This is a genomic window from Nostoc cf. commune SO-36, assembly GCF_023734775.1.
In the GTDB taxonomy this organism is placed as follows: domain Bacteria; phylum Cyanobacteriota; class Cyanobacteriia; order Cyanobacteriales; family Nostocaceae; genus Nostoc; species Nostoc commune_A.
In genome coordinates this window covers 2,032,095-2,046,643 of sequence record NZ_AP025732.1, presented here as the reverse complement: position 1 = coordinate 2,046,643, position 14,549 = coordinate 2,032,095, and the positions used below count along the sequence as shown (strand labels likewise).

General features: G+C 40.8%; 13 protein-coding genes and 4 pseudogenes. 7 read left to right on the top strand and 10 right to left on the bottom strand.

The genetic code is table 11. The features are described from left to right. Positions 1-47 precede the first annotated feature (47 nt). Positions 48-692, top strand: a complete 645-nt coding sequence (locus ANSO36C_RS09040) for a class I SAM-dependent methyltransferase (RefSeq protein ID WP_251959255.1) — start codon at positions 48-50, stop codon at positions 690-692. A 57-nt stretch (positions 693-749) separates the two neighbouring features. Here ANSO36C_RS09040 and ANSO36C_RS09035 read toward each other — a convergent pair. The 4 genes and pseudogenes from ANSO36C_RS09035 to ANSO36C_RS09020 form a co-directional block, all read right to left on the bottom strand. Further along, positions 750-2,350, bottom strand: a pseudogene (locus ANSO36C_RS09035) (IS1182 family transposase). Positions 2,351-2,712: 362 nt separating this feature from the next. Beyond that, positions 2,713-3,627: a M23 family metallopeptidase gene (locus ANSO36C_RS09030; RefSeq protein WP_251959254.1), complete on the bottom strand. Its 915-nt coding sequence runs from the start codon at positions 3,625-3,627 to the stop codon at positions 2,713-2,715. Positions 3,628-3,977: 350 nt separating this feature from the next. Continuing rightward, positions 3,978-4,316, bottom strand: a complete 339-nt coding sequence (locus tag ANSO36C_RS09025) for a CpeR family transcriptional regulator (RefSeq protein WP_251959253.1) — start codon at positions 4,314-4,316, stop codon at positions 3,978-3,980. A gap of 623 nt (positions 4,317-4,939) precedes the next feature. After that, positions 4,940-5,837, bottom strand: a pseudogene (locus ANSO36C_RS09020) (ATP adenylyltransferase family protein). A gap of 207 nt (positions 5,838-6,044) precedes the next feature. On the opposite strand from ANSO36C_RS09020, the pseudogene ANSO36C_RS09015 reads away from it, so the two are divergent. Continuing rightward, positions 6,045-7,308: pseudogene (locus ANSO36C_RS09015) on the top strand (HhoA/HhoB/HtrA family serine endopeptidase). A gap of 314 nt (positions 7,309-7,622) precedes the next feature. Here the strand turns inward: ANSO36C_RS09015 and ANSO36C_RS09010 are convergent. The 4 genes from ANSO36C_RS09010 to ANSO36C_RS08995 are packed head-to-tail and all read right to left on the bottom strand — an operon-like array spanning position 7,623 to position 8,895. Continuing rightward, positions 7,623-7,865 (bottom strand): hypothetical protein, encoded by a 243-nt coding sequence (locus ANSO36C_RS09010; protein ID WP_251959252.1) that lies wholly within the window; start codon positions 7,863-7,865, stop codon positions 7,623-7,625. After that, positions 7,855-8,094 (bottom strand): ABC transporter substrate-binding protein, encoded by a 240-nt coding sequence (locus ANSO36C_RS09005; RefSeq protein WP_251959251.1) that lies wholly within the window; start codon positions 8,092-8,094, stop codon positions 7,855-7,857. The genes ANSO36C_RS09010 and ANSO36C_RS09005 overlap by 11 nt, the downstream gene beginning before the upstream one ends. A gap of 30 nt (positions 8,095-8,124) precedes the next feature. Continuing rightward, complete coding sequence (locus tag ANSO36C_RS09000) at positions 8,125-8,391, bottom strand: hypothetical protein (protein ID WP_251959250.1); 267 nt, start codon at positions 8,389-8,391, stop codon at positions 8,125-8,127. Positions 8,392-8,412: 21 nt separating this feature from the next. Beyond that, positions 8,413-8,895, bottom strand: a complete 483-nt coding sequence (locus ANSO36C_RS08995; RefSeq protein ID WP_190941290.1) for a tetratricopeptide repeat protein — start codon at positions 8,893-8,895, stop codon at positions 8,413-8,415. Positions 8,896-9,012: 117 nt separating this feature from the next. On the opposite strand from ANSO36C_RS08995, the gene ANSO36C_RS08990 reads away from it, so the two are divergent. The 4 genes and pseudogenes from ANSO36C_RS08990 (at position 9,013) to ANSO36C_RS08965 (ending at position 11,796) form a co-directional block, all read left to right on the top strand. Beyond that, complete coding sequence (locus tag ANSO36C_RS08990; protein WP_251959249.1) at positions 9,013-9,183, top strand: hypothetical protein; 171 nt, start codon at positions 9,013-9,015, stop codon at positions 9,181-9,183. Positions 9,184-9,307: 124 nt separating this feature from the next. Beyond that, complete coding sequence (locus ANSO36C_RS08985) at positions 9,308-9,472, top strand: hypothetical protein (protein ID WP_251959248.1); 165 nt, start codon at positions 9,308-9,310, stop codon at positions 9,470-9,472. Between the two features lie 387 nt (positions 9,473-9,859). Continuing rightward, positions 9,860-11,166: pseudogene (locus ANSO36C_RS34185) on the top strand (NF041680 family putative transposase). Positions 11,167-11,391: 225 nt separating this feature from the next. Next, complete coding sequence (locus tag ANSO36C_RS08965; RefSeq protein ID WP_251959244.1) at positions 11,392-11,796, top strand: Na-translocating system protein MpsC family protein; 405 nt, start codon at positions 11,392-11,394, stop codon at positions 11,794-11,796. Between the two features lie 86 nt (positions 11,797-11,882). On the opposite strand, the gene ANSO36C_RS08960 is transcribed toward ANSO36C_RS08965, so the two are convergent. Together ANSO36C_RS08960 and ANSO36C_RS08955 are read right to left on the bottom strand one after the other, a co-directional pair. Next, entirely contained in the window at positions 11,883-12,161 is a 279-nt protein-coding gene (locus tag ANSO36C_RS08960) for a PleD family two-component system response regulator (RefSeq protein ID WP_251959243.1), read from the bottom strand. A gap of 517 nt (positions 12,162-12,678) precedes the next feature. Further along, positions 12,679-13,977 carry a CCA tRNA nucleotidyltransferase gene (locus ANSO36C_RS08955; RefSeq protein WP_251959242.1) on the bottom strand — a complete coding sequence of 433 codons (1,299 nt, stop codon included), beginning with the start codon at positions 13,975-13,977 and terminating at the stop codon, positions 12,679-12,681. A gap of 292 nt (positions 13,978-14,269) precedes the next feature. Here ANSO36C_RS08955 and ANSO36C_RS08950 point away from each other — a divergent pair, with 292 nt between their 5' ends. Continuing rightward, positions 14,270-14,518 (top strand): Ycf34 family protein, encoded by a 249-nt coding sequence (locus ANSO36C_RS08950; RefSeq protein WP_251960287.1) that lies wholly within the window; start codon positions 14,270-14,272, stop codon positions 14,516-14,518. Positions 14,519-14,549: the final 31 nt, after the last annotated feature.

Genomic DNA, 14,549 nt, shown 5'->3' with positions numbered 1-14,549 from the left:
CTTAAATTGCCGCAATTTTCGGAAAAAGTTCTCCAAAATAAAGATTTATGCAGTTAAGACCGAACCAACGCCTGAAATTAGACGACACAGACGATAAGCTGTTCTATGCTTATCCCCGCTTTGTTACCCATGTCGATGAAGGATTTATTCAACAGCTAACGGATTTATATCGCGATCGCCTCAAACCCAACACCCGCATTTTTGATATGATGAGTAGTTGGGTGTCTCATCTGCCAGAAGAGATGCAGTTTGCCCATCTGGAAGGACACGGACTCAACGCTGAGGAACTAGCACGTAATTCCCGCTTAAATCATTACTTTGTGCAAAATCTTAACGAAAATCCGCAGATACCTTTACCAGATGAAGATTTTGATGCTGTTCTCAATTGCGTATCTGTGCAATATGTGCAATATCCAGAAGCAGTATTTTCCGAAATTTACCGCATTCTGAAACCCGGTGGTGTCGCAATCATCAGCTTTTCTAACCGGATGTTTTTTGAAAAGGCGATTCAGGCTTGGCGGGAGGCTTCAGAAGTACAGCGAGTGGAATTAGTCAAAGAGTATTTCGCCTCAGTCCCAGGATTTACAACCGCAGAAGTCATAGCTCATAAGTCAACATTACCAAATTTTTTACAGTGGTTGGGTGCAGCTGGAGGTGATCCATTTTATGCCGTTGTAGCTTATCGTAGTTAAACCAAATGCATTACTTGTCGTTACTAGAGCGCCAGTCCAGTAGAAAGTATTGACAAATTAATTAGACTGTGAAGCAGATAAAATGGAGAATTGTTGTGGTGTAATGTGGGACATACGAGCGAGGACATGAAGATTGTGAACAACAGCCATTCTTCGGAGGTCAAAAAGGTTTTTGCGTAGTCCAATATAGCGAGATTGGTCTGTTTGCCACTGACCAATATGAGCTAAACTATGCTCAACACTGACACGTTCACGGAGTTTGGCGCGTCCGGCCACAGTAGTTTGGCGCTGACGCAGTTCCACAAGTAGGGATTCATCAGGATGAATGGAAATACTGCGGCTATTCTTGCTAGTCGTACATTGAGAACGGATGGGACAAGCATCACATTCATGTTTAGGAAAGTGGACAATACCCCCTTCATGAAAAGGTAAACTGACTCCATTTGGGCAACGAATCAAATGAGTTTCCCAATCAAGAACAAAAGCATTTTTATCAAATAGTTTACCGTTGCGTACTTTCCATGCCTTGCAAATAATAACCAGATCAGATGTGCGCTGTTTAACCCAATGGCTGGTTAAATATGCACGGTCAATATGTAATTCTTTAATAGTTACGTGTTGTTGTTTTAAATCTGCTTCAATATCCAAAGTTACTGATGCTTCAGGTGCGTTAGCTCTAGTAACACCAACAGCCCTAATCATTCTAATTCTAAATCCTTGGCAATATGGCGTTTATAACCATCAAACTTTTGACTACGGCTTTTACGTCCATGTCGCATATCCTCATCTTCAATAGAAATACGTCTGTCTTTGGCAACACCATTACGGAGCTTTGGGGAAGCATCTGATTCCTCCTCCACATCCTGTGTCTCAATTTGTCGTGCAATTGCCAGATTTTGATTGACAAGGTTTGTGGTTGAATCGTCCAAATCGATTTTTTGATTAACCAGAAATTCCACTGAGTTCAACGTTTGTAAAATTGTCGATAATGCCACATTCCTAGATTCTGGGTCATCCCAATCTAAATCTAGAGCCGCTTTCAGGATGGTTTTAGCGACAATTTCTGCTCCCACATTTGCCGCAACGCTTTCTAAACTTTCTTGAGTATTTTCAGCGATTATTTCTAATGCTTTTCGCAACGCATGACCTAACAAATTATATGTATCTTCGACTCTTGCTGCGCCCCATAATGGACTTGAATCTAGTGCTATTTTTAGGGAATGTGAGTTATAACCTCCTCGAATTTTTGCCATTTCAATTGTTTTTTCGATTAACCGTCTATCAAAAGATTTTGATATTAACAACGCCCTAAATCTTACTAGTGTTCCTTTTCCAAATGGGGCTTTTTCACAATCCAGGCAATCCAAAACTATCTGCCATCTCCTATCCATTTCTATGGCTTCTATTGCCTCGTCATCTGACACTCCTGTATATGCTTGAAGAATAATAAATAGTGCCAATTGTGCTGGTGGCACTGGGCATAACCCCACACTACTATCCTTAAATATCGTTGCTAATTCTAACTGAAAATCTGAGTCAAATAGTTCGTGGCGTATCTGCCTCAAAAATACGAACAGCTTGGCTTTACGTATACGTTTTACTACTTTTTCTTCTGCAAGTGATAATTCAATGGGAGGATTCCAGAATGAGGGACGCATCTTTTATACACTCCTAATACTGCGCTCTTCAATATTAGCCTCCGCAAAAACTGTACTTTTTGTCAATTACTTCTACTGGACTGGCGCTCTAGGCTGCTGCCTTGTAATGCTATTGTGGGAGGCTCTGCCTCCCAGTTTGACAGGAAGCAGAGCCTGCAAGTATTACATTCCCAGTCTCAGACTCTTAACGAGGTAGGGCAAGACTTTAAACCTTGGATTATATAAAGTTATTTCTTGACAACTTTTTAACCACAGCAATCCTATTTGATTTGCAAATGCTCAAAAGCTGATAACCGCGATTTTTGAATAAGTCGGGGATTTTTGTGTTCGTAAATAAAAGCAATTTTTGGTCGCTCAATACTTTATGGTGATTTCCTTAAGCTATAAAAAGCGTCAGAACGAATCTGACTGCCATTTCGCCAAACTTCCACTCTTTCAGGAGTGACTAAATAATAAAAACTACCATTATCTGCTCGATATGTGCTTTTACCAATATTCAAAGCTTGTATCTTTATAGGCTTACTTGGGTCTTGTTTCAACTGTCCAATATAAAATAACTGGCCATTTTCTTTACAGACTTTTACACGAATACTTGCAGTTTCACCTTCAATAAGGGTAACTCCATTGCATTTAGTATTAGTGTTTATCGGTGCAAAATCTATTGGAATTGGCTGTAAAGGTGAAACTTGATTTTCTACTGAGAGTGGCGAGACTGGACGGTTCGAGTTATCCAATTGCTGAACCTTAGAACCAGAATTAACACTTGCAGTTAAAGATGTCAACAGATGAAGAGGGTCAACTGCTATTTGACCATTTGCATGAACTTCAAAATGTAGATGAGGTGCTGTACTATTGCCTGTAGATCCCATCTCAGCAATAATTTGACCTTGAATAACCTGTTGACCTTTGCTCACCAATAAACGGCGATTGTGGCCATAAACAGTAACACTGCCGTCAAGATGTTTAACAGTTATGGCATTTCCTAATCCCCAATTATCCCAACCTGCTTTTATAACTGCACCGGATGCAGCAGCAACAATAGGAGTTCCAGATGCCCCTGCAATATCAATTCCTTCATGTTGATATTTGCGGAAGCCTTGAGAAATAAACCCTTGAGTTGGCCAGATTAAGTTAGAAGCTGGGATAGGAGTTCGCAAAATTGGGGAATCGCCTACTAACTGGGTTAGGGCAGATGTTGTTGTACTTAATACAGCAGTTAAGGATATTAAGGCAACTAATCCATAAGTAGGGTATCGATAAACGATAGCTTTTGTCATAAATTGCAAGTCTATTAAAACAATAATTCAGACACTTTCTGATTATTTGTTGTTTCAAGCTGACTCGGAAAATATCAGGAAACAAAAGAGGTTAAACAATAAACATCCACAGAAATTAAATATACAGCAGTTTTTTGCATGAAGTATAAAGCTAAGGGTTTTGAGGCAGGTGTTAGAAACTGTTTATGCCTGATTTTAATTCCTGCATTTTTTATCTCAGTTATTTGCAAACTGCTGTATGTCATCTACAACCTTTGTAGAGACGTAGCACTGCTACGTCTCTACATTATTTTTCACAGCTATGTTTAACAGAGAAATTAGCCAGAAAGATTTTTGCTGGATAGTGACTCTCAAGGACGCTCATCAAATTTAGTGTGTGAACTACCGTTTTTTATCCAGTATTGTTTCAAAGTATGATGAGGCGTATGTAAACTAGCTTTTGCCTGATATAAAATTACTTGACGATGATCTCCCATCCAAATTTTATTAATCGAGTCAACGGATATTACTGTTCCTCCTAAAGAAGCAACACATTGAGAGAATCTCTCAATCGTTGTATATTCTAATGTCTCGAATATAAAAAAGTTACCCGAACAAATCAAGTGGCGACTGCGAATCCAGCAACGCATCTTTTTTTCAGCCTGTGGAGGTAACATTTTGTTTTTAATAGATTCAAGCTGAATCAGCATAATGCACTCACTGCATATAACTCATCAGCAAAACTTTCCCGTTTTTCAAATTGTAATTGCCCAGGAGTTGATGCCCATGTTTGGTAGTGAGTTCCAACATTCATAATTTACATTAGAAAAGTGATCTTAAAAAGTAGTTTAAAATCCAAGAGATATCTTGGCTAAAAAGTTATCCTCCCAGTCTATATGCTAGTCCCCTTGACCACAACTGCATTTGGGGGTTAGGAGTTAGGAGTTATTATTCTCCCAATCCCCAGCCCCCAACTTAAGCAACTTCAGTTAAATTTTATGAGAATTATCTTGGGCAGATGTTAAAAAACTTTACATTCTTGTAAGAAGAGAAAGGACATAGAGACTTCGAATCCTTATTAGTGTTGATGATTTTGGATTTTTGCATCGTTTACTTTTATATATTTTGATACGATGCCGAAACCATATTTGTTAAAATTTGTTAAGTAAATAATACTTTAAAGAAATTTAAGCTTTTCTTTAGTATCTGATTGGCGATCGCAATACAGGCAATGGTATCGTGATATTCACTTGAACCAGAGTATCAATCATGCTGAGTCACCGAATATGATCTCAGTAAAAGCTGCCATTCCTAGTTTGCAGACATCCTCTAATTAGGATAGAGCAACACTCTTAAGAATAGTCATCGGCCCTTGGGCTTTGAGAATCTCCATTTCTGCGGCATTTCGCACAAGTAGGGCACCGGCGAATCCTAATGAATTCACAGAGATAGACTGAAATTTTTCCTGCGATCGCGGTACGATTAACATCCATTCTCGTGTCGCTAATAGATTGTAAGCACCAGATTGCTTTGTATCTAAACCTACAGCATGACGCAAAGTGCGATAAATTTCCATTGTTGCTTGGCCCCCCGCCAATGGCGACTCCACCCAATGGGAATTTAATGGTGCAAAAGCGTGTCTAAAAGGAAGCTTTAGTGAAGTGAGATTCGAGTTCGGAAATCTGTACTGATGTTAGCAGAGGTTCAATCGGTATCTGCGTCCCTGAAGGTGCAAGGGGTAGTGGAACTAATTGCAAATGCTTGTGTCGCTGACTGGCTCCTGCGGTTTTGCCACTGTTGTAAAACGCTAAACCATCGAAATTAGCCAAACACGCCCACATAGCCGTAAAATCTTCCAGGGTGAGTAAGCTTTCTTGCTCTTCAAAGCTACGAGTGATGATTAGCAAGTGATAATCAACAACATTGAATTTATTTAAAATACATACATGAGTACCGGAGATATCCGCCACAAATAAATCCTCTTCGTAGGGCAAAAAAGGATTAAACTCTTGACCAGACCTAGCAGATTGTTTTTTCTGTATTTCATCGGCTGTTTTTTTGCGATTTAAGTTAGACAAAATCCGCACTAAAAAACGCACATTATCCTGTTCGACAAATTCAAATTCCGTCGGTATCGACAGCAACGCCCCACATTGTAAAGCATGTTCAGTCTGTTCTTTGACACTTGTCCATAAAGTGTCAGGCTTAAGCAAGATTTTACCTTGTGCCATTTTATTCCTTCAGGCATGGATATAACACGCAATTGGGGCGCAGATTTTTACACCCCTACGAATGACTATATTCCAATACAGTTCAGCTAATATGGGATGTGATAGGTAAAATACCAGACTCTTCACAACAACGCAATACCTTTGCAACAAAAGTGTCATAAATAATATCTACATTAGTAATACATCTAAATATCGTTCCAGACAGCAATGCAAAACGAATCTCGTGACAGAGAACACCCATTAAATAGCATTTCACATAACACTGCTGATGCCAAATACCAAAATCGAGCGCCCTGGAAAAAGGCTGCCGCCTCTCTATCGCTGGTGCTGCTGGGATCAGGCATGACATTGGCAGGCGGCTATATGGCTGGACATTCTCGGCAAGTGTCTGAGAGTGCATCTAATTTGGCAGTGAGTCGAGTCAATGCTGCTCCTCCATTACCAGCTGCCACAGATCCTAACTTTGTAATACAGGTGGTGCAAAAGGTCGGGCCAGCAGTAGTGCGGATTAACTCTTCCCGAACGGTAAGAACCCGGATACCAGATGAATTTAACGATCCGTTTTTTCGCCGCTTTTTTGGTTCCCAATTGCCACAATCAGGAGAAAGGGTAGAACGGGGTACTGGTTCAGGTTTTATCATCAGTGCCGATGGTCAGATTCTCACTAATGCCCATGTGGTAGATGGTGCTGATACAGTAACAGTAACACTCAAGGATGGACGCACCTTACAAGGTAAGGTGTTAGGAAAAGATGAATTAACCGATGTCGCTGTTATCAAGGTTCAAGCAGAGAATCTACCTTCAGTAGCCTTGGGTAACTCAGAACAACTGCAACCAGGAGAATGGGCGATCGCGATCGGCAACCCCCTTGGGCCTAGATAATACAGTAACTACCGGAATCATCAGTGCCACCGGACGCAGTAGCAATCAAATTGGCGCTGCCGATAAGCGAGTAGAGTATATTCAAACCGACGCAGCGATTAATCCCGGTAACTCTGGCGGGCCTTTGCTAAATTCTCGTGGGCAGGTAATTGCCATGAATACAGCGATTATCCAAGGAGCACAAGGATTAGGCTTTGCTATTCCTATCAACACAGTCCAACGTATTTCCAGTCAACTAATAGCTACAGGTAAAGTAGAACATCCTTATCTGGGAATTCAAATGGTGGGGTTAACGCCTCAGATAAAACAAAATATCAACTCAGATCCCAATAGCGGTTTGAATGTGAATGAAGATAAAGGTGTATTAGTTGTAAAAGTTGTCCCAAATTCACCAGCCGCGAAAGCAGGGATACGTGCTGGTGATGTAATCCAAAAGCTTGGCGGGCAAGCAGTCACAGATGCTAGCAGTGTCCAAAAGGCAGTAGAAAATAGCCAAGTTGGGGGCGATTTACGTATGGAATTAAGCCGTAATGGGCAGAATCTTAACATAGCAGTGCAACCTGGTGCTTTCCCAGTGCAAGTACAGTAAAAGTTTTGCTATCAATTGAATAAAAGTGAGTTTTTTGGGATGGGTATTTTGCCCGTCCCTTTTTTTCAAGTGAAAACCCGCCCAACGCAGTGGTTCCCCAACCTATGCCAGTTTTAGTTTTTAGCCTTAACCTAAGCTTACTGAGTCTTATATATTTGTATCTAAACCTCGTCTACGTTGAAACCCGTAGTTTTTCCTCGTCAGGGTCAAGATGATTTTTCACCCAATACGGTTCAGTTAAGCCAGAAAAATAAATTTGCGTAGGTTGGGTTGAGGAACGAAACCCAACATTTTCGGGTATTTGTTGGGTTTCACTAAAGTTCAACCCAACCTTGTATCTTGTATCTTAGAAATAGTAGTAGACCGTCCCAACCTTGGTCATCATAGACCGCTTCGTAGCATGGGTCACTACAATTATCCTTAACTGAACTGTATTGATTTTTCACCCACAAGCGATGACCAATTTCAAAGGGGTTGGAATTAATATCTTGTTCAAATAAATGAACCTGTTCAATCAGTTCTGTAGAAGATTGATAGAATGTATAACTAAGTAACAATAGGTAATGTTAGCAGCAGTAGAGACATAAATTGGTTTACTTTTAAGATCGGGAAGGGTTTTAATTGCTGGGTTGGGATGTGTAATAAGACACTAAGGTCTTTCTGGAAAATTGCCGCAACTGTGATTTTAGGAATACCTTGTGCTATGGCGTTCACGGCATCTATGCCATAACCTATGAAGAAATCTACCGCACCCCCCATCAACAATTGAGTACCACTGGCAACCACTGGCAGCCTGTGGGCTACCCATTTTGATAGTTACATCAAACCGTAGTCTTTGTAAATACCAGTGGCGTAGGCGCAGCCCGTCGTAGACATCGCTTGGTAAAATCCACCGTGTTCTGCTTGTGCTACCCAGTTTCTAGCAAAGGTAACTTTATCCAACCGACAATTGCTAGTTGACAGTTGGTTGCTGTTACTACAAGCAGCAATAACGCTCCTACCAATCCAGATAGAGCCGTATTGAATAAAATTGCGGCGACTAAAGCGATGAATTCCTGTTGATGGGAGTGATGACAGATTCATAAAACAGTATGATGGTTTCTCCTATTTGCCGTTGTAGCTGAATCTAAATGTACATTCTAGAATCAACTTTTGATTCACCAGCGAATAGGGCTGAATTTCTAAAGCGCGTTGAAAAGCTCGGATAGCTTGACCATACTCTCCTAGTGCCGCATAACATAAGCCCATACCGTGAAGCGCACCAAAATGTATTGGATTTATCTGCACAACCATCTGACAATCTGCCAAAGATTTTTGATAATCACCAATACTGTAATAAAGGAAAGCTCGGCGATTCCAAGCTTCGGCAAAATCTGGCTGGTCTTCAATTAATGCTGTCAGCGCTGTTTCTGCTTCAGCAATTTCACCTGCATCTAGCAATTTTTGACTGCGGTCAATTATTTCCAGCCCATAGATTCCCTTTTGCTGAAACCAAATCCGCCAGATTTTTCTGGTTGCTTTGTCCCGGACTGTGGCATCGGGGTTTTTTAATTCTTCAAGTAAGGAATTGATAGATAAAGAATCCATGAATTTAAAATCAGTGAATATACCTTTGTATTAACTTTCTCACAAAATATATCTATTAAATCATTTTTAAAGTCATCTTTAAATTTGCGGTCATTAATTGCTATTTATGAATTTTCTGTGTTCTTTATTGTATTCAGCAATACGACTAATACCACACTAGTACCCCAAGGCGGCAGTCAAAAGGAGCCAGTGCCTTGGGCGGCTATGCCGACTTGTTCGCTCTTAGCGTCTCCGACAGGAAGAGCAACTGGCGTTCAAAAGTCGAAAGTCAAAAATATTATGGAATAAGCTCTTTAGGGATTTTAAGTGGTTACTCTATTTCCGCCGTCGCGTACTAGTGAGTAATAGCTAATAAAAATATTCCAACAAAAGTCACTATGCAATGATCGCTATTATTTAAGCTCATATCAATATGCCAGAACTGCATCCAGTGATTATACAAATAGGCGGTGATTTGACTGCGATCGCTGCTCCCAACAAACCTATAGCTGTGTGCGTAGATGATGAATACAAGGTTGGGTTGAAAGCTGGCGTAGCGTCCCGTAGGGAAGTAAAACCCAACAAACCAAAATATTAGGTTTCGTTTCTCAACCTAAACTTTTTCGGACTATTCCCTGAACATCTACTATAATATTTGATACTTCGGTTCAGACTGGAGTTTAGACTAAAAGCGATATGAGAGAACGCAAACCAAATGGAATTAGAGGTTAAAAATATTATCTTGTCAGCCTCAAAGCATCCGCGACCTCGAACAATTATTGTGTAGTATGCTTGCAGAGAGAATAATACAACAATGATAATCATAAAAATGGTGGGAGAGAAACCAGCGACGCTGGTTTCTCTCCCACCCCCCGTATTCGATTATCATTATCATATGATAAGCAAAAAAAAGGGGTGTCTGATTGAATACAGTCCCCCTTTTGGCAGAAAGTGAGAAAAGAACTACCATTACTCACCTGCCAACATGAAAAATGCCAGACTTGAAGAGTTTCGTCAAGTAGCCTACAAATATTTAGGTAGAGCCAAAGACGCGACCTTTGAATTAACAGATGCCATATTACTGACCCGTAATGTTTACTCCTTAGCAGACTTATCCTTATCACCAGTATTTAGACGCTCTTTTGCCAAGCATCTATGAAGCTTTACAAGATAGCAGACCACAGAGACAGAAATTGATGCAGCTATATATCAAACAGATCCCAGCAGAGGGACGACCATTGTTAGCAGGAGATCATACAAACTGGTCACGCCCAGATGCAGTAACGTTGCAAGAGAGAACTTATGAGCATAGTGGCACATCCATAGCGGGAAATAAACCGATTACAATTGGTCAGGGATATAGCACAATTGCTTGGATACCAGAGGATTCAGGCAGCTGGGCGTTACCCTTGAGGCATGAGCGAATCACCAGTTGGGAAAATCCGATTGAAAAAGCAGTTTGGCCAACTAAACAGGTGTGTGGCATTTACCCACCAGACCGATTTCAGTTTGGGACAGTGAATATGGATGTGCGCCTTTTGTCTTAAAGACAGCTAACATTGCAGTCGATATTCTAGTCCGGTTGCGTTCAAATTTGTGTTTATGGGGCGAACCAGGAGCTTATTCTGGCAAGGGCTGTCCCAGAAAACATGGTGATAAATCAAGTTGAATGAACCAACAACATGGGGTGAAGCAGCATCTGTCTTCGAGGTAGATGATCCAAAACTAAAACGAGTACGGGTGAGTCTGTGGAAAAATCTGCATTTCCGTAAAGCGGTGGCACGTCCAATGTCACTTTTAAGAGTTGAACGTCTCGATGAACAAGGTAATCAACGAGTATCGAAACCTTTGTGGTTAGCTTGGGTAGGAGAAGCAATGCCACCAATAGAAGAAGTTTGGCGACTTTACTTGCGTCGCTTTACGATTGACCACTGGTATCGTTTTTTAAAGCAACGCTTACATTGGACTGTACCTAAGCTGAGTACTCCCAAACAATGTGAGAGGTGGAGTGACTTAATGCCTTTAATGACTTGGGAGTTGTGGTTAGCCCGTGATATAGTTGCTGACAATCCTCTACCTTGGCAGAAGCCTCTCGAAAAATTAACCCCTGGAAGAGTTGCTCAAGCTATGGGTGGAGTTTTTGCGGTGATTGGTACTCCAGCCCAACCACCCAAATCTCGCGGAAAGTCTCCAGGCTGGAAGACGGATCAACCACGTAAACGTAGAATTCGCTACCCCATAGTTAAAAAAACTACAACCAAGCCCCGCAAAGAGCAGTCAGAATCTGCTTAGTAGTGTAGATTTTCATCTCTGAAGTCTGTTTCTTTTCAACTCAGCGTTGCTGAGTCTTTTCTTGTTGCCTAGTCTAAACTCTAGTTCAGAGACTCAAACGATAATACAGCACTTCCGGCAGCTATGAGGTACATCCTCAAAGCTAAAAGCTATGTTAGGAGAGAGGCAATAAGAAAAACTGTATTGCATAATAGCGGGAAGCGCTGTATTACATGATAGATGCTAATGTTACAAGCTAATGTTAAACAATTAGAAATAGAAATATCACAGCGAATCATCAAGTTCTATAATGATAAGCTAGGCAAGTCTCCTAGCAAAATAATTTGTCATTTTTTTGATACTGAAATTGTAATTTCTCTAGAAAACTCAATTACTCAAGCTGAACAAACTCTACTGAGGGGAGGTTATGATAGTTTAGCTGAACAAGTACGATTATATTTAGATAAAATAATTAAACTAGAATTAAAAAGTTTGATTGAGGAAATTATTAGTAAACCTGTCTTTGACCTTGTGACAAAAACGAATTTAGCAACAGGTCGTACTGGGATCATTGTAGTTCTCAGTCCATTACCTGAGCTTTGGAATCCCGAATCTATTCACAAAGCAAATGTCAATAACTTAGCTGACTAATGTGGCGATTGATTACCACTTCTAATTGATTAAAATCATAGGGTTTAGTAATGCAATCATCAAATCCTGTAAGCTTCGTAGAATTATCATTTTGTGTCATCGTTAGAGGTGTTACTCCAATGATTGAGGATACTAGCAGTTTTTGAGTCGTGTTTGAGGTCATCAATAACTTGATTTGCACTCGAATTAGAGAGCATCGTATCTAGGAGAATTAAATCTGGTTGATGAGTTTGTGCCAACATCACAGCCCTCACCCCTTGTTTAGTACAAATGCATGAGAAATTTAATGTTCCTAGATGAGAATTAAGAAGCTCTAAATCATGTAGACTCTGTTCTACAACCAAAATTAAAGGCTGTCCATTCATAAGCAGTTAATCCTGTCCAAGAAAGGCTAGGCGTAAAAACTCAACCTATCAGGAAAACCTGGAGGTCTTTTTTCTGGTAAGTGCTTAAGTAAATGTACGATATTTTTTTCAGGCGACCAACTAAGGCATCAAATGAATAAGCTGGTGTATAGTCCATTAGTTTGTTTATCTGCACTAATTTTTAGGAAAAAACATAATAAATTAATCATAATGTCAAGCAAATAGTAGCATACATGATGTATGTAGTTGCCAGGATTGACTAAAAAAATCGCAGTTTTTTAGCAAGTAGGGGACATTTTATCTAGAAAGGCACAGGGCAGAAGGTAGGAGGGATAGTGTTTTCTGCTCTCTGCCCGTGACCAAACGGGTCTTGGGTTTAAGACCCAGCCCTTTCAATGCGAACAACTGTACTAAATTTTGTGTTCAAAAAACACGTCCAATTAACCTCCTAAAAATAAGGCTTGTGGGAAATCTTCAAAAAAACGAACAATTTTATCGGTGATAAGCTGTTAAGCATTTAACCATCAAGTAACTGACGTGCAAAAGCGATCGCCTCTGTTGCGGTTGAAATCTTCCCCTCAGCTTGTGCTACGCCAACTTCTCTCAAAAGTTGGCCAATGATTGGCGAAGCTGGAATATCTAATGCTATAATCAACTCCTTCCCGTTCACTAATGGAGTGGGATGAGCAACCAGATCATCAGGGTTCAGGTAGCGGTTGATCAAAGGTGCTAAGACTTGGCAGATCCTTGCCTTGGTTTCCTCTGTTATGTCCACTGCTGTGTGTAGCGGCTTGTCACTAGACATCGCCTCTACCAAATTATTAAGTGCTACAGCTAGCACTGCTGTAGCGGGAAATACAATATCTGCGTCATGGAACAAAAAATATTGTTCTCGTAATGACATATCAACTACTTGAAACTGCGGTAATAGTTTCAGAGCAGTGGTTACACCCCGGATTTCAGCGCGACTATAAGTTAGTTTTTGTAGCTCTATTTCTGCTAACTCCGGATCTGGGTTGACGAGGCAAGCAAGTTTGGCAATAGCTAACCAAGTGGTTTTGATACTATCGCGGACATATTTTTGTAGTTGTGCCCCTAGTTGTTGCCAAGTTTGGGTGAGTAACGCAGCTGCTGTGTCAACTGCTGCTAGTTTGAGCAAGTTTTCACGGGTGGCGTTTTTGAAGAAAGGGGCAAGTAAACCATCTTCCCAAGCACTTGTGATCCAAGGAGTACCCTGAGAATTGCTGAGTAGATAGCCAATTTCTACCCTAACTCGTTCGGCTGCAACTTTGCTGATATGTGATGCCAAAGAACGAATTGCGGCTTGGGTAGCTGGCTCAATAGTAAAACCTAGTTGGGCGGCTTGGCGATAACCTCGCATTAGCCGTAAAGGGTCATCTTCTAGGTTCGCAGGTGATACCATTCGCAAAATGCCCTGTTGTAAATCTGCATAACCTTGCAGAGGATCGATGATTTCTTGGGTATGGGGATTATAAGCGATCGCATTTACTGTAAAATCCCGTCTATGCAAATCAATTTCTAAACTATCTCCTTCCTGTTGGGCAAAATCAGCCGTGGCGTGGGGAAAAACCACACGAGCAATTTGTCGTTTGGCATCGAGTAACACAAAACCAGCTTTGTAATGATGAGCGATCGCTCTCGCTACCTTTACCGCCTTAGATGGTATAACAAAATCTAAATCCAGATATTCGCGAGTTCTACCAAGAATGGCATCTCGGACAGCGCCACCTACCATGTAAGCAGGTTGTGGCAAGAATTCCAAGCTGAAAGGCCAATTTTCGGGAGCTAATACCATTTTGGATTTTAGATTTTAGATTTTAGATTGTGTATTCCTACGATGAAGCAAGCTCCGAGTAGCATCTTGTAGAGAAAGAGTAGAGGCTACGCTGTCAGTGGCAGGTTTAAATCCCCCGCACTGTTTGTTGATTTTGACCAAAGGCGGACTTTCCTTGCTCCACTCCTGAATTCTGACTTCTGAATTCTGAATTCTTCTTCAAGCATTGTAATAAAAATCAACCCAGCAACTCATGAATAACAGTTGGGCTTACGTTAGATTAACAATAAAGGCCCCTGGAGTTGGTTCTATTATGTGTATTTGCGTGAATTGCCACTATGTAGACAGCTGTGTTACCTATCATGCCGTAGAAGGGCAGCACCAACAGCCTCACTTGACCGAAACACCAGATTTTGATCCCAATGAACCTTCTATCAATGTCAACATTCGGACTAAAGATGATGTAATTGAAATGGAATGGGATGTTGTTGGTTGCCTAAGCTTTAAGCGAGAAACGGGTAAGTGGTCGAAGTTGCGTCCTGGTGAATTAGTGCCGACTTGACAGAAAATGATTGGTGTATCTTACAGCTATT

Bases quoted from the DNA above. Each gene is read 5' to 3' on its own strand.
- ANSO36C_RS09040 (WP_251959255.1), top strand. From the start codon at position 48: ATGCAGTTAAGACCGAACCAACGCCTGAAATTAGACGACACAGACGAT.
- ANSO36C_RS09030 (WP_251959254.1), bottom strand. From the start codon at position 3,627: ATGACAAAAGCTATCGTTTATCGATACCCTACTTATGGATTAGTTGCC.
- ANSO36C_RS09025 (WP_251959253.1), bottom strand. From the start codon at position 4,316: ATGCTGATTCAGCTTGAATCTATTAAAAACAAAATGTTACCTCCACAG.
- ANSO36C_RS09000 (WP_251959250.1), bottom strand. From the start codon at position 8,391: ATGAATCTGTCATCACTCCCATCAACAGGAATTCATCGCTTTAGTCGC.
- ANSO36C_RS08995 (WP_190941290.1), bottom strand. From the start codon at position 8,895: ATGGATTCTTTATCTATCAATTCCTTACTTGAAGAATTAAAAAACCCC.
- ANSO36C_RS08985 (WP_251959248.1), top strand. From the start codon at position 9,308: ATGCCAGAACTGCATCCAGTGATTATACAAATAGGCGGTGATTTGACT.
- ANSO36C_RS08965 (WP_251959244.1), top strand. From the start codon at position 11,392: ATGTTACAAGCTAATGTTAAACAATTAGAAATAGAAATATCACAGCGA.
- ANSO36C_RS08960 (WP_251959243.1), bottom strand. From the start codon at position 12,161: ATGAATGGACAGCCTTTAATTTTGGTTGTAGAACAGAGTCTACATGAT.
- ANSO36C_RS08955 (WP_251959242.1), bottom strand. From the start codon at position 13,977: ATGGTATTAGCTCCCGAAAATTGGCCTTTCAGCTTGGAATTCTTGCCA.
- ANSO36C_RS08950 (WP_251960287.1), top strand. From the start codon at position 14,270: ATGTGTATTTGCGTGAATTGCCACTATGTAGACAGCTGTGTTACCTAT.